Source organism: Clostridium cavendishii DSM 21758 (genome assembly GCF_900141845.1).
Taxonomy (GTDB): Bacteria; Bacillota; Clostridia; order Clostridiales; family Clostridiaceae; genus Clostridium_AG; species Clostridium_AG cavendishii.
Window position 1 is genome coordinate 31,919 of record NZ_FQZB01000008.1, and the last position, 18,070, is coordinate 49,988.

At 26.8% G+C, this 18,070-nt stretch carries 21 protein-coding genes; 13 read left to right on the forward strand and 8 right to left on the reverse strand.

The annotated features are described in order from the left end of the window. Positions 1-60 precede the first annotated feature (60 nt). Both ctfB and ctfA read right to left on the reverse strand, forming a co-directional pair. Positions 61-726, reverse strand: a complete 666-nt coding sequence (gene ctfB / locus BUB01_RS08815) for a butyrate--acetoacetate CoA-transferase subunit B (protein ID WP_072986343.1) — start codon at positions 724-726, stop codon at positions 61-63. Further along, entirely contained in the window at positions 726-1,379 is a 654-nt protein-coding gene (gene ctfA / locus BUB01_RS08820; RefSeq protein ID WP_072986344.1) for a butyrate--acetoacetate CoA-transferase subunit A, read from the reverse strand. Before ctfA ends, ctfB begins: the two co-directional genes overlap by 1 nt. Positions 1,380-2,208: 829 nt before the next feature. Here ctfA and BUB01_RS23465 point away from each other — a divergent pair. Continuing rightward, on the forward strand, positions 2,209-3,417 hold the full coding sequence (locus tag BUB01_RS23465) for a peptidoglycan-binding domain-containing protein (RefSeq protein ID WP_072986345.1): 1,209 nt from the start codon (positions 2,209-2,211) through the stop codon (positions 3,415-3,417). 242 nt (positions 3,418-3,659) lie between these two features. On the opposite strand, the gene BUB01_RS08830 is transcribed toward BUB01_RS23465, so the two are convergent. Beyond that, entirely contained in the window at positions 3,660-4,253 is a 594-nt protein-coding gene (locus BUB01_RS08830) for a GrpB family protein (protein ID WP_072986346.1), read from the reverse strand. A 186-nt stretch (positions 4,254-4,439) separates the two neighbouring features. Here BUB01_RS08830 and BUB01_RS08835 point away from each other — a divergent pair, with 186 nt between their 5' ends. Together BUB01_RS08835 and BUB01_RS08840 are read left to right on the forward strand one after the other, a co-directional pair. Next, positions 4,440-5,027 carry a TetR/AcrR family transcriptional regulator gene (locus BUB01_RS08835; RefSeq protein WP_072986347.1) on the forward strand — a complete coding sequence of 196 codons (588 nt, stop codon included), beginning with the start codon at positions 4,440-4,442 and terminating at the stop codon, positions 5,025-5,027. A gap of 15 nt (positions 5,028-5,042) precedes the next feature. Continuing rightward, positions 5,043-5,279, forward strand: a complete 237-nt coding sequence (locus BUB01_RS08840) for a zinc ribbon domain-containing protein (RefSeq protein ID WP_072986348.1) — start codon at positions 5,043-5,045, stop codon at positions 5,277-5,279. Positions 5,280-5,443: 164 nt separating this feature from the next. Here the strand turns inward: BUB01_RS08840 and BUB01_RS08845 are convergent, their stop codons facing one another. Then, positions 5,444-5,980 (reverse strand): GNAT family N-acetyltransferase, encoded by a 537-nt coding sequence (locus BUB01_RS08845; protein WP_072986349.1) that lies wholly within the window; start codon positions 5,978-5,980, stop codon positions 5,444-5,446. A gap of 306 nt (positions 5,981-6,286) precedes the next feature. Between BUB01_RS08845 and BUB01_RS08850 the strand changes: the two genes are divergently transcribed. Together BUB01_RS08850 and BUB01_RS08855 are read left to right on the forward strand one after the other, a co-directional pair. Next, complete coding sequence (locus tag BUB01_RS08850; RefSeq protein ID WP_072986350.1) at positions 6,287-6,589, forward strand: hypothetical protein; 303 nt, start codon at positions 6,287-6,289, stop codon at positions 6,587-6,589. Between the two features lie 107 nt (positions 6,590-6,696). Then, a complete protein-coding gene (locus tag BUB01_RS08855; protein ID WP_072986351.1) occupies positions 6,697-7,212 on the forward strand; it encodes a GNAT family N-acetyltransferase in 516 nt (171 codons plus the stop codon). Positions 7,213-7,427: 215 nt separating this feature from the next. Here BUB01_RS08855 and BUB01_RS08860 read toward each other — a convergent pair whose 3' ends face one another. Next, on the reverse strand, positions 7,428-7,898 hold the full coding sequence (locus BUB01_RS08860) for an 8-oxo-dGTP diphosphatase (RefSeq protein WP_242958387.1): 471 nt from the start codon (positions 7,896-7,898) through the stop codon (positions 7,428-7,430). Between the two features lie 371 nt (positions 7,899-8,269). Here BUB01_RS08860 and BUB01_RS08865 point away from each other — a divergent pair, with 371 nt between their 5' ends. From BUB01_RS08865 to BUB01_RS23145, 6 genes are all read left to right on the forward strand, one after another. Continuing rightward, positions 8,270-9,181, forward strand: a complete 912-nt coding sequence (locus BUB01_RS08865) for an ABC transporter ATP-binding protein (protein WP_072986352.1) — start codon at positions 8,270-8,272, stop codon at positions 9,179-9,181. Further along, positions 9,175-9,909: an ABC transporter permease gene (locus tag BUB01_RS08870; RefSeq protein ID WP_072986353.1), complete on the forward strand. Its 735-nt coding sequence runs from the start codon at positions 9,175-9,177 to the stop codon at positions 9,907-9,909. The genes BUB01_RS08865 and BUB01_RS08870 overlap by 7 nt, the downstream gene beginning before the upstream one ends. A gap of 23 nt (positions 9,910-9,932) precedes the next feature. Continuing rightward, the gene (locus BUB01_RS08875; RefSeq protein WP_072986354.1) at positions 9,933-10,652 is read left to right on the forward strand and encodes an ABC transporter permease; all 720 of its coding nucleotides are present in this window, start codon (positions 9,933-9,935) and stop codon (positions 10,650-10,652) included. A 123-nt stretch (positions 10,653-10,775) separates the two neighbouring features. Then, entirely contained in the window at positions 10,776-11,495 is a 720-nt protein-coding gene (locus tag BUB01_RS08880; RefSeq protein WP_072986355.1) for a response regulator transcription factor, read from the forward strand. A gap of 1 nt (position 11,496) precedes the next feature. Next, on the forward strand, positions 11,497-12,897 hold the full coding sequence (locus BUB01_RS08885; RefSeq protein WP_072986356.1) for a HAMP domain-containing sensor histidine kinase: 1,401 nt from the start codon (positions 11,497-11,499) through the stop codon (positions 12,895-12,897). A gap of 17 nt (positions 12,898-12,914) precedes the next feature. Further along, complete coding sequence (locus BUB01_RS23145) at positions 12,915-13,085, forward strand: hypothetical protein (RefSeq protein WP_159433220.1); 171 nt, start codon at positions 12,915-12,917, stop codon at positions 13,083-13,085. A gap of 203 nt (positions 13,086-13,288) precedes the next feature. On the opposite strand, the gene BUB01_RS08890 is transcribed toward BUB01_RS23145, so the two are convergent. Genes BUB01_RS08890 through BUB01_RS08900 form a run of 3 tightly spaced genes read right to left on the reverse strand, consistent with a single transcriptional unit; the run spans position 13,289 to position 15,521 of the window. After that, positions 13,289-14,032, reverse strand: a complete 744-nt coding sequence (locus tag BUB01_RS08890) for an ABC transporter permease (protein ID WP_072986357.1) — start codon at positions 14,030-14,032, stop codon at positions 13,289-13,291. Positions 14,033-14,034: 2 nt separating this feature from the next. Continuing rightward, complete coding sequence (locus BUB01_RS08895; RefSeq protein ID WP_072986358.1) at positions 14,035-14,793, reverse strand: ABC-2 family transporter permease; 759 nt, start codon at positions 14,791-14,793, stop codon at positions 14,035-14,037. Between the two features lie 2 nt (positions 14,794-14,795). Next, a complete protein-coding gene (locus BUB01_RS08900) occupies positions 14,796-15,521 on the reverse strand; it encodes an ABC transporter ATP-binding protein (RefSeq protein ID WP_072986359.1) in 726 nt (241 codons plus the stop codon). A gap of 164 nt (positions 15,522-15,685) precedes the next feature. Between BUB01_RS08900 and BUB01_RS08905 the strand changes: the two genes are divergently transcribed. Further along, positions 15,686-16,384 (forward strand): response regulator transcription factor, encoded by a 699-nt coding sequence (locus tag BUB01_RS08905; RefSeq protein WP_072986360.1) that lies wholly within the window; start codon positions 15,686-15,688, stop codon positions 16,382-16,384. 9 nt (positions 16,385-16,393) lie between these two features. Then, on the forward strand, positions 16,394-17,797 hold the full coding sequence (locus tag BUB01_RS08910; protein ID WP_072986361.1) for a sensor histidine kinase: 1,404 nt from the start codon (positions 16,394-16,396) through the stop codon (positions 17,795-17,797). Positions 17,798-18,070: the final 273 nt, after the last annotated feature.

An 18,070-nucleotide genomic window follows, 5' to 3' on the forward strand; every position in this document is an offset into this window, starting at 1 on the left:
CTCTTTTCTTATTTTTTATCATAAATAAATTTTTATATTAATGAATTTTTAAATATATATCTATACATCCATAATCTTTATATCATCTGAAATAATTAAATCTGCTTCTGTTACAGATTTAATTTCCTCAATTGTTGTATCTTTGTGTATTTCTTTTAAAAGTAGACCTTTAGTTGTTACTTCTATTACACAAAGTTCTGTAACTATTAAATTTACTTGAGATTTTGCAGTAAGTGGTAGTCTACACTTTTTAAGAATTTTAGGTTTTCCTTTTCCAGTATGTTGCATGGCTATAATTACTAACTTTGCACCTATTGCTAAATCCATAGCACCGCCCATTCCAGGTACCATTTTCCCTGGAACAATCCAATTAGCTAAATTTCCTTCTTCATCTACTTCTAAAGCTCCAAGCACAGTAACATCAACATGCCCACCTCTAATAAGTGCAAAAGACATAGAACTATCAAAAAAAGACCCCTCTGGAAGGACTGTTACGCACTGTCCCCCAGCATTAACTAAATCTGTATCTTCCTCATCTAGTCTTGCCTTTGGTCCCATGCCAACCATGCCATTTTCTGATTGAAAAGTGATTTTCATTTCCTCAGGCACATAGCTTGCCACCAAAGTCGGAAGTCCTATACCAAGATTTACAAGTTGGCCATCTTTCAATTCTTTTGCAACTCTTTTTGCAATAATTTCTTTTGCTAACTTACTATCTGTAATCATTAGATTGCCTCCTTTACAATATAATCTACAAGTACACCAGGAGTCATTATATCTTCTTTTCTTAATTCTTCACATTTTACTAAATTCTCAGCTTCTATTATTACTGTTTTTGCAGCCATTGCAACATAAGGATTAAAATTTTTTGTAGTTTCTTTATAGCAGGTATTACCAAATTCATCTACTATACTACCTTTTATGATTGAAACATCTGCCTCTAAAGGAAGTTCTAACAAGTAATCTTTATTACTAACAGTAATTCTTTTTTTCCCATTTTCTACAGTAGTACCCAACCCGGTTTGTGTTAGTACACCACCTAGACCAGATCCAGCTGCACGAATTCTTTCAATTAATGTTCCTTGTGGCGAAAGCTCTACTTTCATTTCGCCAGTACTCATTTTTCTTCCAGTCTCGGGATTAGCTCCAATATATGAAGCAATTAACTTCTTCACTTGCCCATTTGTAACCAATTTTCCTATACCTTTATCAGGAAAACCTGTATCATTTGCAATTACAGTTAAATCCCTTATATTTAAATCAACCAACATATCAATTATAGTATCAGGTGATCCACAATCTAAAAAACCACCAATCATAATTGTCATTCCATCTTTAAAAATAGATTTCAATTCTTCCAGTTTAACCATTTTATTCATATTAATATCTCCTTTCTAAATAATATAAAATTTTTTGATAGGAATGTAGTTAGTCACTAAATCAATGCGATTATAATTTTTTTGACATTCGTTATTACATTAAATCTTCTGTTTATGATACCATTAATAAATCTTTTCTCATACTTTTCCTCCTTAATTACAAAATTTAATCAACATTAAGAAACGTAATTTATTTTACGCTAACTATTCTCTAGTAAATAAGATTCTTTGATGTTGTACAAATAGAATATTACCACTAATTTAAGGCAAAAAAACATATACCCACGAGAAAATTAACTACAAGTATTTACAACGTTACCAAATTAAGTAAATAAAATCTATTTTTATTCTATAATCCCTAAAAAGATTTATAGGTTTAATTCTCTAAAAATTAAAAGAATTGAAAAATATATCTTTACATAATTAAAGGGTTTTCAGTTATATTAGCAATCTATCCATTACAAGAAGAATAGAATTTCAATAAAAAAGATTCTGAATTAATTTCAGAAACCTTTTTTATTAAAATATATAATAATTAGACAACTTAAACTAATGATAACTAATTTAAATTTAAAAACTTATATTTATTTTTAATTAAATTGGTAATTTAATGCTACAGTTTTAAAAAGATTATGTTAAACAATGTTAAATTTTTTATGAATTCATTTACAGTAACATTTACTTTGTATTAAATTGTATTTAATGTTATATATTTAAATAAAAGTATTTTAATAGTTGATAAAATCAATTTTCTATTGTGCCATATATGATATAAAAAGTTTTAAAAATAACTTTTTAATATATTATTAATTTATATGGAGGGGTATTTATGAAAAAAACAAGTTTAACTATTTTATTATCAACAGTTATATTAAGTGGAGCATTAAGCAGTGCTAATGTTCAAGCTTCAACTATGGACAAGCTAAATGTAGATAGCACTGGCTATACTAACACCAGTAGTTTAACTTTATCTAGCAATACAAAGGACCTTTCATTAACTAAAGAAGCATCTAAAGATATTCAATCTAATATAGTTATTCAAAACGTAGGAGAATCAAAATTTGTAGATGAGATATTAACAAAGAATAAACCTCAAAAACTAACTTTAGAATCTTCCAATAAAAATGTAATATTACCTATTGAAGAGCAAGGAAGATTTTTAGCTGTAGGTATTGGTGAAAGCACTATTACATTAAAAAGCGATGGTTTTGAAAAAACAATAAAAGTCAAAGTTAATAATAATAACACTATAACTAGACAACCTAGAAGTCTTCAACCAAGTGATATTTTAAGAAAAGCAGAAGCTATGATAAATGTAAGATGGACACCAAGACAAGATTTAGTTGGTTGGAGGGGAAATTACGTTTTTAAAGCAAATCAACAGCAAACAGGTATCCCTTATAGTCAATGGACTCAAACAGATGAAAATTCATTTATTGCCGCCCTAGGATATAGTGATTTTTACAGCACTGTCTCAAGTAATGGTAGATCTATGCCAAGATACGGAAGTGATTGTTCTGGTTTTGTTAGCTTTGCATATGGATTAAGCAGACATAATACCTGGCAATTAGAAGAAGAAATAGGAAGTACTCTTTCAAGGGTAAATATAAGCGATTTAACTGCTGGTGATGGGGTAGTAACAAATACCAGTGGCGCAGAGCATACTTTTTTAATCGCATCTAGGAATGGTAGCAACTTCACTTGCTATGAACAAACTCCTTATAAAGCTATGGTAACTTCATGGTCTTCTTCCCAATTAAGTAGTAAAGGTTATATAGGGTTTAGAAAAGCAGGCGGCTCTACTCCAACTACTGTACCTTATCCAGGATATCTATTAAGCACAGCTCTTGTTAATAAATATGATTCAAACGTAAAAATACTACAAGAAAAATTAAATTCCTTAGGCTATAATGCAGGTACTGCTGATGGATATTTTGGAAATAACACAAAAGCAGCTGTAATCAGATTTCAAAAGGCTCATAGTTTAGATCAAGATGGAATTGTAGGTCCTCAAACTTGGAATGCTTTATTTAAATAACTATAGCAATCACATTCAAGAAATCTATTAATTTTAATAAAACAATAAAAAATTTTATCCTAATATTCAAATTAATTTTTGAATGCTTATTTAGAAAAGGATGTATCAAATTTTAATACATCCTTTTTTATTTATCTATATTAAAGTAAGCTTTTGATATTCACACCTTAAAATCTATATTTCAATTTAATTTACTTATTAATATAAAGATATACTAGGTTTTACATTGATTTTACTTTATATTATAATCGTTTTTTGGGATTATACTTGTCATCATATTCTTTCTTTGCCTTTTCCGTATATTTTAAAATAAAATCAGATTTAGAATTTGTATAACCATCCCGGTTATGTTCATATTCTTTTATTAATTTTAACTTTAATTCACCATATTCTTTAGAAACATCCTCATGTTCAATGAGATAATCTCTAAAATACAATTCATTCCAATTACCATTATAACGAACATGTAAATGATATACCTTCTCTTCAAATCCATTTTTTGTATAACCCTTATTGAATGCCATTTTCATATATGGACTTTTCACAGATGACATTAGTAGCCAATCATTATGCAATAGTGTATTTGTTAATTGTTCAATATTAGTTTCATTAGCTATTTCTAATAAAATATCCACTGTTGGTTTAGAAATCAATCCTTCAACAGCAGAACTTCCTATATGATTAATTCTTATAATATCTTTTTTATCGATACAACTTAAAAGTCTTTGTTTTTCAATCTCATACCAATCTTTATAATCCTTATTATGTTCTTTTAATATTATAGGGAATAGCTCCCATAATTCCTCCAAAGTCATTTCTGATAATTCTTTTCCCATATATACCTCCATTCACAAAGTATAAATAATATTTATTATACATTATTCAATATACATATTTCACCTTAACTTTACTTATTTTCAATATTCCTATTGTAAAACTGTAAAATATTCAATAATTTTATTGACATTCATAGTTAAAAGAATTACAATGAGTACATACTCAATGAGTTAGGAGTCAATGAAATGTTAGAATCACAAAGACAAAAACAAAAACTTAAAACAAAAAATAATATTATTGAAGTAGCTCTAAAGCAATTTGCAAAAGATGGACTAACCACTACTCGTACAGCTGATATTGCATCTATAGCAAAAGTATCTCATGGTACTATATTTGCTCATTTTGAAACACGAGAAATACTTTTAGGAGAAGTTATCGAAGAATTTGGCAGACGTATTACTAGTAGACTTCATGAGCTAGTTAGTAGCAATTGTGAGATGAAAGAAGTTCTTCAGGCTCATTTACAAGGTATTAGTGAATATGAAGAATTTTATACAAGATTAATTTTAGAAAGTCGTCTATTAAATGAAGATGCTCGTAATTCAATAATAATGATTCAATCCGCTGTATCATTTCATATTATTCAAGTTGCTGAAAGAGAAATGAAAGAGGGTAAAATACGAGAAATGCCTGTTGATTTACTTTTCAACACATGGATAGGTTTAGTACATCACTATTTAATAAACAGTGATTTATTTACTAAAGAAAACTCAGTTTTAAAAACCTACGGAGATAAACTAATTAATCATTATTTAAATCTAATTGCTAACTAAGAAAGGAGTAATATTATGAAAACATGTATAGCTTGTGGAATGCCAATGAAAACTAAAGAGGAATTTGCTATGGGAGATGAAACTAAGGATTATTGCATTCATTGTGCAAAACCAGATGGTACAATGCAATCTTATGAAGAAAAATTAGAATCTATGGCGGGGTTTATTATTAAAACTCAAGGCTTAGATAAAGATGTCGCTAAAAATGTTGCTAAAGAAATGCTTTCTAAGCTTCCTGCTTGGAAAAACTAAAGTTTTTATCAAAACTATTTTTGGTAAAATAGCAACTTAAAACACAAATTAAAATAAGCTATTGATGCCTTGAACTTCCCCTATTAAATAAATAGGGGAGTAGTTCACTTTGAGTTTACCATAAATATAGAGAAAACATATATCTCAATATTAAATAAAATAGCTTATTTTACTGAGTTATTATATAATTTATAATAATTAAACTTACACACCCCACCATTATACGGTATTACTTTAGAATCAAAATATTTAAAACCAAACTTTTCAATTGCAAGTTTAGATGCTATGTTTTCTGGTTTTACCATTGCAGTTAATGACTTTATTTTAGTATTCTCAAAAACCCACTGAATAAATGTTTTACATGCTTCAGTTGCATATCCTTTCCTTTGATACTCATCAGAAATACCATAAAAGATTTCAAATTCATCCTCTAGTTCATCTTTCGGAATAACACCAACAACACCAATACATATACCTTCTATTTTATGTTCAATTGCTAATATTATAAAAGGTTCACCAGAGTTAAATCTTTTATTTACTCGACTTATCCAAGAAAGTGCCTTCTCTTCATTATTTAATACCATATCAGCCATCCAATATGCTACTTTAGGTTGCTGACTATAATGTACTATATCCTTTGTATCAAATTCTGAAAACTTTCTAAGAATCAAATTAGGTGTTTCTATACAAAAATCTATCAATTTCATTTCCCCCTTTGCTTAGGTATAAACTTTTATTATTCATTAGCTTATTATACTATGTTACAATCACTTCTCAAATATTTTCACAATTGTATTATATTTGTAAATTCATTTTTTTATATAAAGTAAAAGGATATATAGTTATACCTAATCAAATATTTTTATTAATATAAGAAAACACTATATATTTTTAATTTTCAAATAAGTACAACCATCATTAAAATATAGTAATTTTGGCTTATCCATGGTATAATTTTAAAAAATATGTACATAAGGTTAATTATAACATGAAATGGGGAATTTATAATGAAATTATTTAATCCTAATACAATGAAATTATTAGACCCTAATTACGATTTATATTTTGAACCAGTTGAGCCTATAATAAATTCTAACGATTTTACTAATGAATTATTTAGATATGCAAATAATGAAAATATAAATTTAGTAATTATAGAAGAATCAATGGAACCATTAATAAGAATAGATAATATTAAATACAGTTGCAAACTAGGTGAGCCATATGGAGGTATGAAAAAATTATATAAAATGCCAATACTTAGTTTACCTTTTGAATATAAATGGGTTTATATCTATAAAATAGATTAAAGTTATATATAATCTTTTAATAAATATTGCTTTTCTATTTTGTAACGCCATTAACTTATACAGTATACATGAATTTAACGGATAGGTATTCAGATAGGAGATTATAAATGAATAATAAAATGTTGATAGAAACAGATAGATTACTTATAACTGAATTAAATGAAAGTATGATAGAAAGCGTACATCTGAATTCATTAGATGATGATAATAGACGTTTTGTGCCAGATGAGGTATTTGAAACGGTTGATGAAACACGTGAAACTGTAAAATGGCTTATTTCTTGTTATCAAACTAATGAAGGACCTTTTGTATATCCAATGCTGCTAAAAGACGGAAAAAACATTGGATATGTGCAAGCAGTGCAAATAAAAAATGGATGGGAAATTGGATATCATGTATCTAAATCATATACGGGCAATGGATATTCAACAGAAGCAGTAATTGCTTTTTTGCCAGTGATAATGAAACAACTTAAAATATCAAATATTTATGGAATTTGCCTTGCCGAAAATATTGCATCACAAAGAGTATTGGATAAGTGTGGCTTTGCTATGGAATATGAAGGACTGGCCAACTATCAAGGTGTTGAGCGACCAATTCGTAGATATAAATATAGTATATAGATACCAATTTGCATAGAAGACGATATGTATGATTATAGAAAAAAAAGAAGCAACTAAAATTTATATATTTTAGCTGCTTCTTTTATAAATCACTGAATATCTTACACAAACATATTTGTTTACATATATATTTGTATTTTATAAACATTAATATAAATAAAAAAGTATACTAATATTTTGTATATCTTACATATATATACTCATTATTAATCTATTTATAAAATAGTAAGTTCATTTGAACTCTCACTATTCCAAGTACCATATGCCTCATTTAAATTTTCATCAAAAAATAACTTCAAATATACACTAAAATCTGGAGCTAGATTCATCTTTGGTAGTTCATTGATATCTACCCAAAAAACTTTACCTTCCTCTGTCTCATTTATAAGTTCTCCAGCAAAATCTTTAGTTTTAAATAAAAAAATAAACCAACGTTTATTATTGTCAGAATTATACCAATGAATAAGCCCGCATTTTTTTAAGTTTTTAATAATTAGCCCTGTTTCCTCTTTAACTTCTCTAATAGTAGAAGCAATAATGCTTTCTGCATTCTCTACGTGACCACCTGGAAACGTAATGCCCCCCCATTCCTCATCCTTTTTGTCTTGAACTAGTACCTTATTTGCTTCTTCATCAACTATCATACACATATTAAATAATAGTACGTTTGAAAATCTATTCATCATATACTTACCCCCAAATATAAATATGTTTCATTCGTAATACTATTAATTATATCAATAAATAGTACAGGTTTATATATAGTTTTTATGGTTAATCTTAAATAGCTATTTTAGTTTGCTAAAACATTATTTGTGTTTTAACCAAACTATCATTTTTTAATTAAGATAGAATTAAGGTTAACTGAATTTAGAATTAAATTAGAGATTATATACTTTACTCATAGGTTAAATGAAACTTCCACTCACTATCATTCATAGGAGTAGTCTACCAGAGTAAGTTCGTATTAATTAAATCCAAAATTTAGCTGCTTACTCAACTTCAGTTACCTAAATCAAAAATTTAAAACTTCACTTAAATAAACGGAGGCGTTAATATGAGTAAATATATAGTTGAAACAAGAAATTTAAAAAAGGATTTTAAAGATTTTATTGCTGTTAAAGGTATTGATTTAAAAGTCAAAGAAGGAACTATTTATGGATTTTTAGGACCAAATGGTGCTGGTAAATCTACAAGCTTAAGAATGCTACTTGGTCTAATAAAACCAAGCGAAGGAGAAGCCTTTATATTCTCAAAAAATATAAAGGACAGTAGAGAAGAAATACTAAAAAATGTAGGAGCTTTAATCGAAAGTCCATCCTACTATGGTCATTTGACAGCTTACGAAAATTTAGATATTACAAGAAGGATTCTAAACCTTGATACAGCTGAAATAACTAGGGTTTTGAATCTGGTAGACTTAAGTAAAGTTAAAGACAAAAAAGTTAAGGAATTTTCGCTTGGTATGAAGCAAAGACTTGGTATAGCTCAAGCTTTAATTGGAAATCCAAAACTTATAATCTTAGACGAACCAACTAATGGATTAGATCCTTCAGGTATCCAAGAAATAAGAGAACTTATAAAATCCCTTGCAAAAAAAGAAAATATAACAGTTGTAATTTCTAGTCATATACTAAGTGAAATAGAACTTATGGCAGATGAAGTAGGTATCATAAAAAAAGGTGAACTTATATATCAAGGAAGTATAGAAAACTTAAGAAGAAATAATCAAAGTAATATTATAATTGAGGTCTCAGATAAGAACCTTACTATGGACTTATTAAAAAAGAGAAATTATAGAGTTTTAGAAAAAAACCATCAACTAGTAGTAAAAGCTGAAAATTTAACAGCTTGTAAATTATGTAGAGAATTAGTTCTAGCAGGTATCGATGTAAATTATTTATCAGAAGAAGATAAATCATTAGAAGATATATTTTTAAGCTTAACCAAGGAGGGCAAAGCATGTTAAAAAATCTTATTTTAAATGATATATTTAAGCAAAAAAGAACAATATTGATGTTTATGGTTATACTAATTCCAATTGCAACAACCATGCTTTTAGGCATTGATTTCTTTATAAGATATAAAAATTATTTATATGGAGTAGCCATAAGTAAAGGAATGACATCTTGGCAGATGCTTTTAAATGAAGAAAAGATGGTGCTTTTTAATCAGTTTTTACCACTTTTTGTAGCTATAATAATAGGCTCTATATTTGAGACTGAATATAAAAATAATGGATGGACGCTAACTTTAACAGAACCTATAAAAAAGAAAAATATAATTTTATCAAAAACTATAACTACTATAATTTTTGTGTTAATTATGCTTATCATAAACTCATTTGGTTTAGTCGCAATAGGTCTTCTAATGAAATTTCCAGAGGCTTTTAGTTTTAGTTTAATAGTAAAAAGTTTTCTTCTGAAACTTTCAGGAGCACTTTCAATTATAGCTATACACTTATTTTTAGCCTTAAAATACAAAAATACCTTAGTATCCATAGGATATGCTGGAGTATTTTGCGTTATATCTCAAAACTTATTAAGCTTTAGCAGTTATAATCCTTACTCCTTTGCTTTTTCATCTTGTATAGTACAAGGTGTAGACCTTTTACAAGTAATTTTGATATCTACAATTCTATTTATAGTAGGCTTAATCATTAATTGTAAACTTTTTAGTATAAAAGAAAGTTATTAAAATATAAATTGGAGGCTTTTATCATGAAACTTTTTAAATCGGAATTATTAAAACTTAAAAATACATCTATCTTTACATTAGCGTTATGTATTCCAACCCTTTCAATATTAATCGGCATAAAGTTCTTTGGAGTTATTAAAAAAAATGCACCTAATTTAACACCTTGGGAAGGTTTATATTCTGGTTCTGCTACTTTCTTTATAGGGATCTTACTTCCTATGTTTATAATATATGCTACTGTTACTATGGGAAAAATCGAAAATACAAATAACTGTTGGAAGCAGGTCTTATGTATGCCAATAAAAAAGATTGACCTTTATATAACTAAATACCTGGTTTTAATATCATTATTAGTAATTTGTCTAGTTTCTTACTTAGTTCAATATGGAGTAGTAGCATACACTTTAGGAGCTACAGGCTTTATCCCAAAAGATATCTTTATAAATACAACATACGTATTTTTAGCTGCTCAGCCTTTTATAGCTTTATTATTTTTCTTATCAAATAGATTTAACTCTATTTCTATTCCTTTAGTTATTGGTATGCTATTCACATTATCTTCTTTAATGATAGTTCAATCAAAATATTGGATATATGCACCTTGGACATATGCTATGGGTATTTGTGCTGAAGGATTAAATTTTACAAAAGAAATATTCCCATTACTTACTGTTAGCCTAGTATTGTTTCTTATTATCTTCTCCTTTGACATTATAAGCTTCAACAAAAAAGACATTATATAATATTAAATATTACTTCTCAACTAATCACCCTTAATTTACAACAACGATATTTTATGCAAACTTACTCCATAATTTATGTTATTATAAATATAATATGTTTAAATTATGCAAGGAGAATATTAAATGATAGCAGAAGATACTTTATTAGAAAAAAAGATATTATTAGTAGATGATGAACAAGAGTTACTTAATCTTTTAAGTGATGTTCTAAAAAGAGAAGGCTTTAAAAACATATATACAGCAACTACTGGCGTAGATGCACTATTAAATTCCAAAGATATAAATCCAGATATAATCCTGTTAGATGTTAATTTGCCTGATATAGATGGCTTTATGGTTTGTGATAAAATAAGAAACTTTTCTTTTTGTCCTATAATATTTCTTACCGCAAAAGGTGATGATGATGATAAATTAAATGGCTTAGGAGCTGGCGGGGATGATTACGTAACTAAGCCTTTCAATATAAAGGAAGTAGTTTTAAGAGTAAAAGCTCAACTTAGAAGAAATAGCTATATACCTTCAGTAGAAGATACAAAAGGAAAAATCATAAGTTTTAGTAATATTGTAATAAATGAAGATACTGGAGAAGTCACAAAATCTAAAGAAGCAGTAATCCTAACCGCCAAGGAATATCAATTACTTCTATTTTTAGCTAAAAATCCAAATAAAATTTTTAGCAAATCCTCTCTTTGTTCTAATATTTGGGGCTTTGATTATGATGGTTACGATAATACTATAATGGTCCATATAAGACACCTAAGAGAAAAGCTTGAAGATAATCCAAGTAGTCCAAACCATATAAAAACTATGAAAGGACTAGGCTATAAGCTTGTAATTAAGTAGTATGAAAAAAAGATTAACTCTTCAATTCTTATTTTGGAATATAATCGTATTATATATAATTCAATTTTTATTTTTCTCATTAAACATACTAAGCGTTCAAAGAGGTTTTTCTTTTTCAAAAGACTTTTATAACTTTGCTTTTAGTCCTCATAAAGTATGTGAAAAATATAAAACAAGCTTTGAAAAAAGTGATGAAAATTTTAACTTAAATGAAGATGATTTAAAGGTTTTAACTGATAATAATATTTGGATTCAGATACTAGATAATACTAACAAAGAAATTAAGACTATAAATAAACCAGCTGAAATACCATCAGAATACTTAGCTGCAGATTTAATTAGGTATTCAAAGGCATCTCATGAGATGCCAACAGGCTCTACAATAGTTGCTAGAACCCTTGATAAAAATGATAAAAAATATAGCTTAATTATGGGTTTTCCCGGTAACCAAACTATGAGCTATACCCTTGGTTTTACAAATGAAAGCTTTAAGTTTTATATAGGTTTAATAGGGTTGGGATTTATTTTAACAATAGTAGCTGGATATCTATTTAGTAGACGACTTGCTAAACCTGTAGCAAGTATAATAGATGATATAAAATCTCTAGCAAAAGGGGATTACAATCTTAAATTCAAGAAGAAACATGGTGTTTACAAAGAAGTAAACAATAATTTAAACAATTTAGCAAACACATTAATTGAAGTAAAAAAAGAAAGAGAAAATGCCATGAAGCAAAAAGAAGAATGGATAGCAAATATAGCTCATGATTTAAAAACTCCACTAGCTTCAATAAATGGATATGCTCAGCTTTTAAAGGATGAAGATTATACTGTATCTGAAGCTGAAATCATAAAATATGGTGAAATAATAACAGACAAAGCTGCTTATATAGAGGATTTAATAAGCGATCTTTCATTAGTATATAAGTTTAAGAACAAGGTAGTCCCATTAAAACTTCAAAATGAAAACCTTGTGGAGGTAGTAAGGAATATCGTAATAGATATACTTAACAATCCACTTTATGAAGATAGGGAAATCAATATTGACTATGATGAAGAAAATATAATTTTAAATTGTGATAAAAGATATATAAAGAGAGCATTAAACAACTTCTTATTTAATGCTTTAGTTCATAATCCGAAAGATACTGTAATAGATATAAATATTTATAAAAAGAATGGAATAACTTTAGAAATAAAAGATAACGGAAATGGAATAAGTGAAGAAGATCTAAAAAGCTTATTTGATAGATATTATAGGGCAAGTAATACAGGTGAAAGCCATAAAGGGTCAGGACTTGGTATGGCTATAAGTAAAGAAATAATAGAAATTCACGGTGGAACAATAAATGTTTCTAGTAAATTAAATGAAGCTACAAGTATAGTAATAGCTTTTAAATAAGGGGAGTGTTAAAATAAATGGCTATATATGTTATCTTAGGATTTATCGCTATAATAGTATTTGTAACAAATTCTGTTGCTATATTAAAAAAAGTAAAAAATGATAAACCAACTATAATTAACACAATAATATGTTGTATTACATTTATGTATATTTGGGGCTTTTTATTGTTTTGTTGTTCAAATTAAAATTGTTAATTAATATTGTAAAATATTTCAAATACAACTTCGGTTAGTATATTATTAAATAAATATAGTTACATACTATACTGCCAAATAACGAATATTTAAATTTTACCTATAAAGTTGAAAGGAAATTTATTAGACTAAAAAGCGTAAAAGCTTATATTAAAAACATCTAATCTTTTAATATAAGCTTTTTTTATCATTATTTAAAATTCCCTTCCATTAAATATACTAGCTCCAATACAATACAATATTGCACTTAAAATTGGTACTACAAGCACTAGTAAATCTGTATAAGGAAATGTTATAGGTGAAAGTTTTAAAATATCATATTTTGCTACACCTACAAAACTCCCACAAACTATATAAGTACTAGGGTTTAATATCCCTATTGTAGTATGGCTTAATATAAATCCTGAAAAGGAAATTAGTATTCCAACAGAGATACTTAAAATAAAATTTCTAAAACTCATAGAAAATATATGTTGAAGACAGATAAAAGGGATAGAACATACAAATGCTATAAGTGGTGCATATATTATATATAGTCTAAAGCTCTCTTTAGGAATTAATATCTTTGAAAAAATTAATAATAATCCAATCAATATAAGAAAATTGATAAAAACTATTATTAAAGTAGTCAATATTTTACTAATATAAATATTCTTTAATTTAATAGGGGAGGAGCATAAATTAATTATATTATTATGCTTATATTCTACCCTCCATTGAAGTGCAATTATTATTGTTATTGAAAGTGGAAGTATTAAGGCTGAATATAAAATTAATGTTTGATTATAAACAGCATCCCACAAATCCTTTGTTTCAACAATTCCTCTATATATATTTATAAGCCCTAAAAGTGTCATAAATAATGGTATTATAAAAGCTAAAACAAGTGACTTTAAAGTTTTTACCTTATTTATTTCACATTTGATAAGTTCTACCACACCTATTCCCCCTTAATATCTATTCTATTAAATATAATTAATCCCAATGATGTAAATAATATAAATTCTATAGAAGAAAAAAGCATTGATTTTAATATTGTACTTCCTTGTACAGTAAGACTCATAGAATTTGATATTTGAAGGTATGGAATAAAAACATTAATTGAGCTATATCTAATAACTATTATTGAAACACAGATAGCTACTATATTTATAGTAGTTAAAAACATCGCATCTCTAGTAAGGCTAAACAAGAATACCTGTAAGGCTATAAGAGCTAACAATGCAAATAGCTGCATCCACATATATCTTATAACTAAGGGTACATCTATATTAGGTGATAACTTAAATAAATAACCTAATATTATAAGAACTATCCCTTCTAATAAGATTGATATAACTCCAACTATTAATATAGTGATTAGTTTAGATAAATAATACTTACTCCTACTCCCTAAACAAGAAAGTATATGTGTTAGCGAATTATTTTTTAAGTCTATATAGAAAATACAAATACTGTTTATAATAATCGAGAACATTAGTATAATTGGCCAAATCAAAGCTAAATGATTTTCTACTAAAAGGCTTTGAAATCCATCATTTATTATAGGATTATACTTAGAAAGTATTATATTTTTTCTAAGTATAATATCTGAAATAATCATAGAAGTTGATAGTATAATTGGCAATATAACTATATACTTTATATTGCTGTTTTTTATTTTTATAAATTCTAACTTTATATATTTTGAAAGACTCATAATTAACTCCTTTCTACAAGAAGAAGAAATATATCTTCTAGATTATTCATATCAGGGTATTTATTCCTTAAATCTTTTAATGATCCTTCATACAATAACCTTCCATTATTAATTATCCCAACATCATCTACCATAAGCTCCATTTCACTAAGTAGGTGAGAACTTATAAAAATAGTTTTATTATAATCTTTTGCTAATGTAATAATTAAATTTCTTATTTCTTTTATTCCCATGGGATCAAGTCCATTAGTTGGCTCATCTAAAATTAGAAAATCTGGATTTCCAATAAGAGCTTGAGCTATACCTAATCTTTGTTTCATACCTAAAGAAAATTTTGATGCCTTTTTATCCCTAGCACGCTCAAGATTTACTATCTTAAGTACTTCATCAATTCTTGAATAGTCTACTCCTTTCATAGTTGCCCAAATCTTTAAATTCTTATATGCAGATAAATGATCATAATAAGAAGGCGATTCAACTAATGCACCAATTTTACTTAAAATCTTAGTTTGATTCTTTTTTATATCAGAGTTAAATACTTCTACATTACCAGTATAATTTTTTATCAGTCCTAAAATAATTCTAATTGTTGTAGACTTACCAGCTCCATTTGGCCCCAAAAATCCATATATTCTTCCCTTTTTAACATTTAAACTTACATTATCAAGAACCTTTTTTCCTTTATATGACTTATTTAAATTATTAATAGATACCACATTATTTATCATAATTTTCCTCCCTTTAAACTTTTTATTTGGTATCTTAATAATATCAAGTACACCTTAGCTCTAAATAACCCCAACCTTATCTAAACCTTAAATAAAAAAGATGTAACAATAACAAGATTATTAGGTAAAATATGTTATAATGTGTGAAAGAGGAGGGATAGGCTTTGACTAATAAAAAAATTATGATTGTAGATGATGAAGAAGCTATATTAACACTATTAACTGCTGTTCTAAACAAAGAAGGCTTCAATAATATAAAAGCCATAAATGACAGTATATCTTCTATAAAAGTATGCAAATCATATAAACCAGATATTATAATTTTAGACATAATGATGCCTACTATGAGTGGGTTTGAAGTTTTTAGTGAAATTCGTAAATTTACTGACGTTCCTATACTTTTCTTATCTGCAAAGTCTGATGAAGTAGATAAAATATTAGGTTTAGGCTTTGGAGCAGATGATTATATCACTAAACCATTTTCTCCTAAAGAAGTAGCTTTTAGAATAAAAGCTCATTTAAGAATTGTTGAAAGGATTAAAGAATCCTTAAATAATGATGATGAAAAACTCCATACAAAAGACTTTACTATTGACTTTAAAAATGGAGAAATCACTAAGGGAAACAATACATATGAACTAAGGGCTAAAGAGCTAAAATTAATAAAACTCCTTGTAACTAACAAGAATAACATATTGCCTAAGGATATGATTATAGAAAAGGTTTGGGGAGAAAGCTTTGATGGATATGATAATACCTTAATGGTTCATATAAGAAAGCTTAGAGAAAAACTAGAAAATGACCCCTCAGCGCCTAATTATATAAAAACAGTTAAAGGCATAGGATATAAATTTAGCATTTAGGAGAATTATATGAATAAAGCACCTTATATTAAAATCTCATCTATATTTATTAAAAGCTTAATAATATTAATACTTATTTTATTCTTGCCTAATATGTTTATAATTGCAAACCTATTTAATAGTTCTAAATTATCATTTAGTACTGATTCATATGGAAAGTTTATTGATAAAACCATAAAAAAGGAAAATGGACAACTTATTTTGAATGAAGAAGGGAAAGACTTACTTAAAAAAGATAATCTATGGATTCAATTTGTAGATAATTCTTTAAATGAGGTATATTCTTTTAACAAACCATCTGATATTCCTACTTCGTATACTCCTATAAATTTCATACATTCATATAAAAATGATGTAGGTAAAAGCACAGTTTTTATGTTCGAAACTCAAGTAGAAAATTCAAGATACTCATATTTTCTAGGCTTTCCAACAGATATTGTAAATAAACACAATATAACCTTTAACCCTACTGCAGTAAGAGCTTTGATTAGAAATCTTATATTTATTTTAATAATTAACTTAATAATTATATTTGCATTTTCATACTTGTATTTTTCAAAGAAATTTGGTAAACCAATACAAAAAATTATTGATTATATCTTTGCACTATCTAAAGGAGATTTTAATTTTCAAATAGATAAAAAAAACTTATATAAAGAAGTATTTAATTGTCTAGATAATTTAAGGGATACATTAAAAGAAAATAAAGAAAAGAAAGAGTTATTAGATAAATCAAGAGAAAAATGGATTTCATATGTAAGTCATGATATGAAAACCCCTTTATCATCTATAAAAGGTTTTGCTGAGTTATTAAAAGATGATAATTATAGCTTTTCACAAGATGAAATCAAAGAATATTCTAATATAATGTACGATAAAGCAAACTATATGGAAGACCTTATAAATGATTTAAACTTTAGTTATAAGCTAAAAAATAGTGCTGTTGAATTAAACCTTAAAGATACTAACATTGTAATTTTTCTAAAAAGTCTCATTGATGAGTTGCTTTCGGATCCTAAATTTGAAGGACAATCTATTTCTTTTTCAAGTAATAGCGAAGAAATTATAACTTCTATAGATGTTCAATTAATGAAAAGGGCATTATCTAATTTGATAATAAATTTTCTAATTTATAATGATAAAGATGCTAAAATATCTATTAATGTACTAAAAAGCGAATACTTTATAAGAATAACTTTAGAAGATAATGGTCGAGGAATGACTAAAGAAGATTTAGATAATATATTTGAAGAGTATTTTAGAGGGACAAATACAACTAGTAACCCTAATGGTTCAGGACTTGGAATGGCAATAGCAAATAAACTTATTAATTTGCATAAAGGAAAATGCTCTATTAAAAGTGAAGTATCTGTTGGTACAAGATTAGAAATACTTTTAAATTCAAATCCATAAAATATTTGTATCAGCTCTTCAAATAGAAGATGGTAATGTAGGTTTTATAGGCGGATTAAGAATACCAACAATATAAAGATTTAACTTTGGATTAAAACAAGGTATAAACTATACAAATTGAAACTTATTAGACTAAAATACATAAAAATTATATAAAGCTAAATTAATAATAAAAAGCTATATTCAAATTAACTACAGAAATTAATTTGAATATAGCTTTTTTAATAAGAATATTATTTTAAAATTCCTGAAGTTTTAATTTCACTTTAGAAT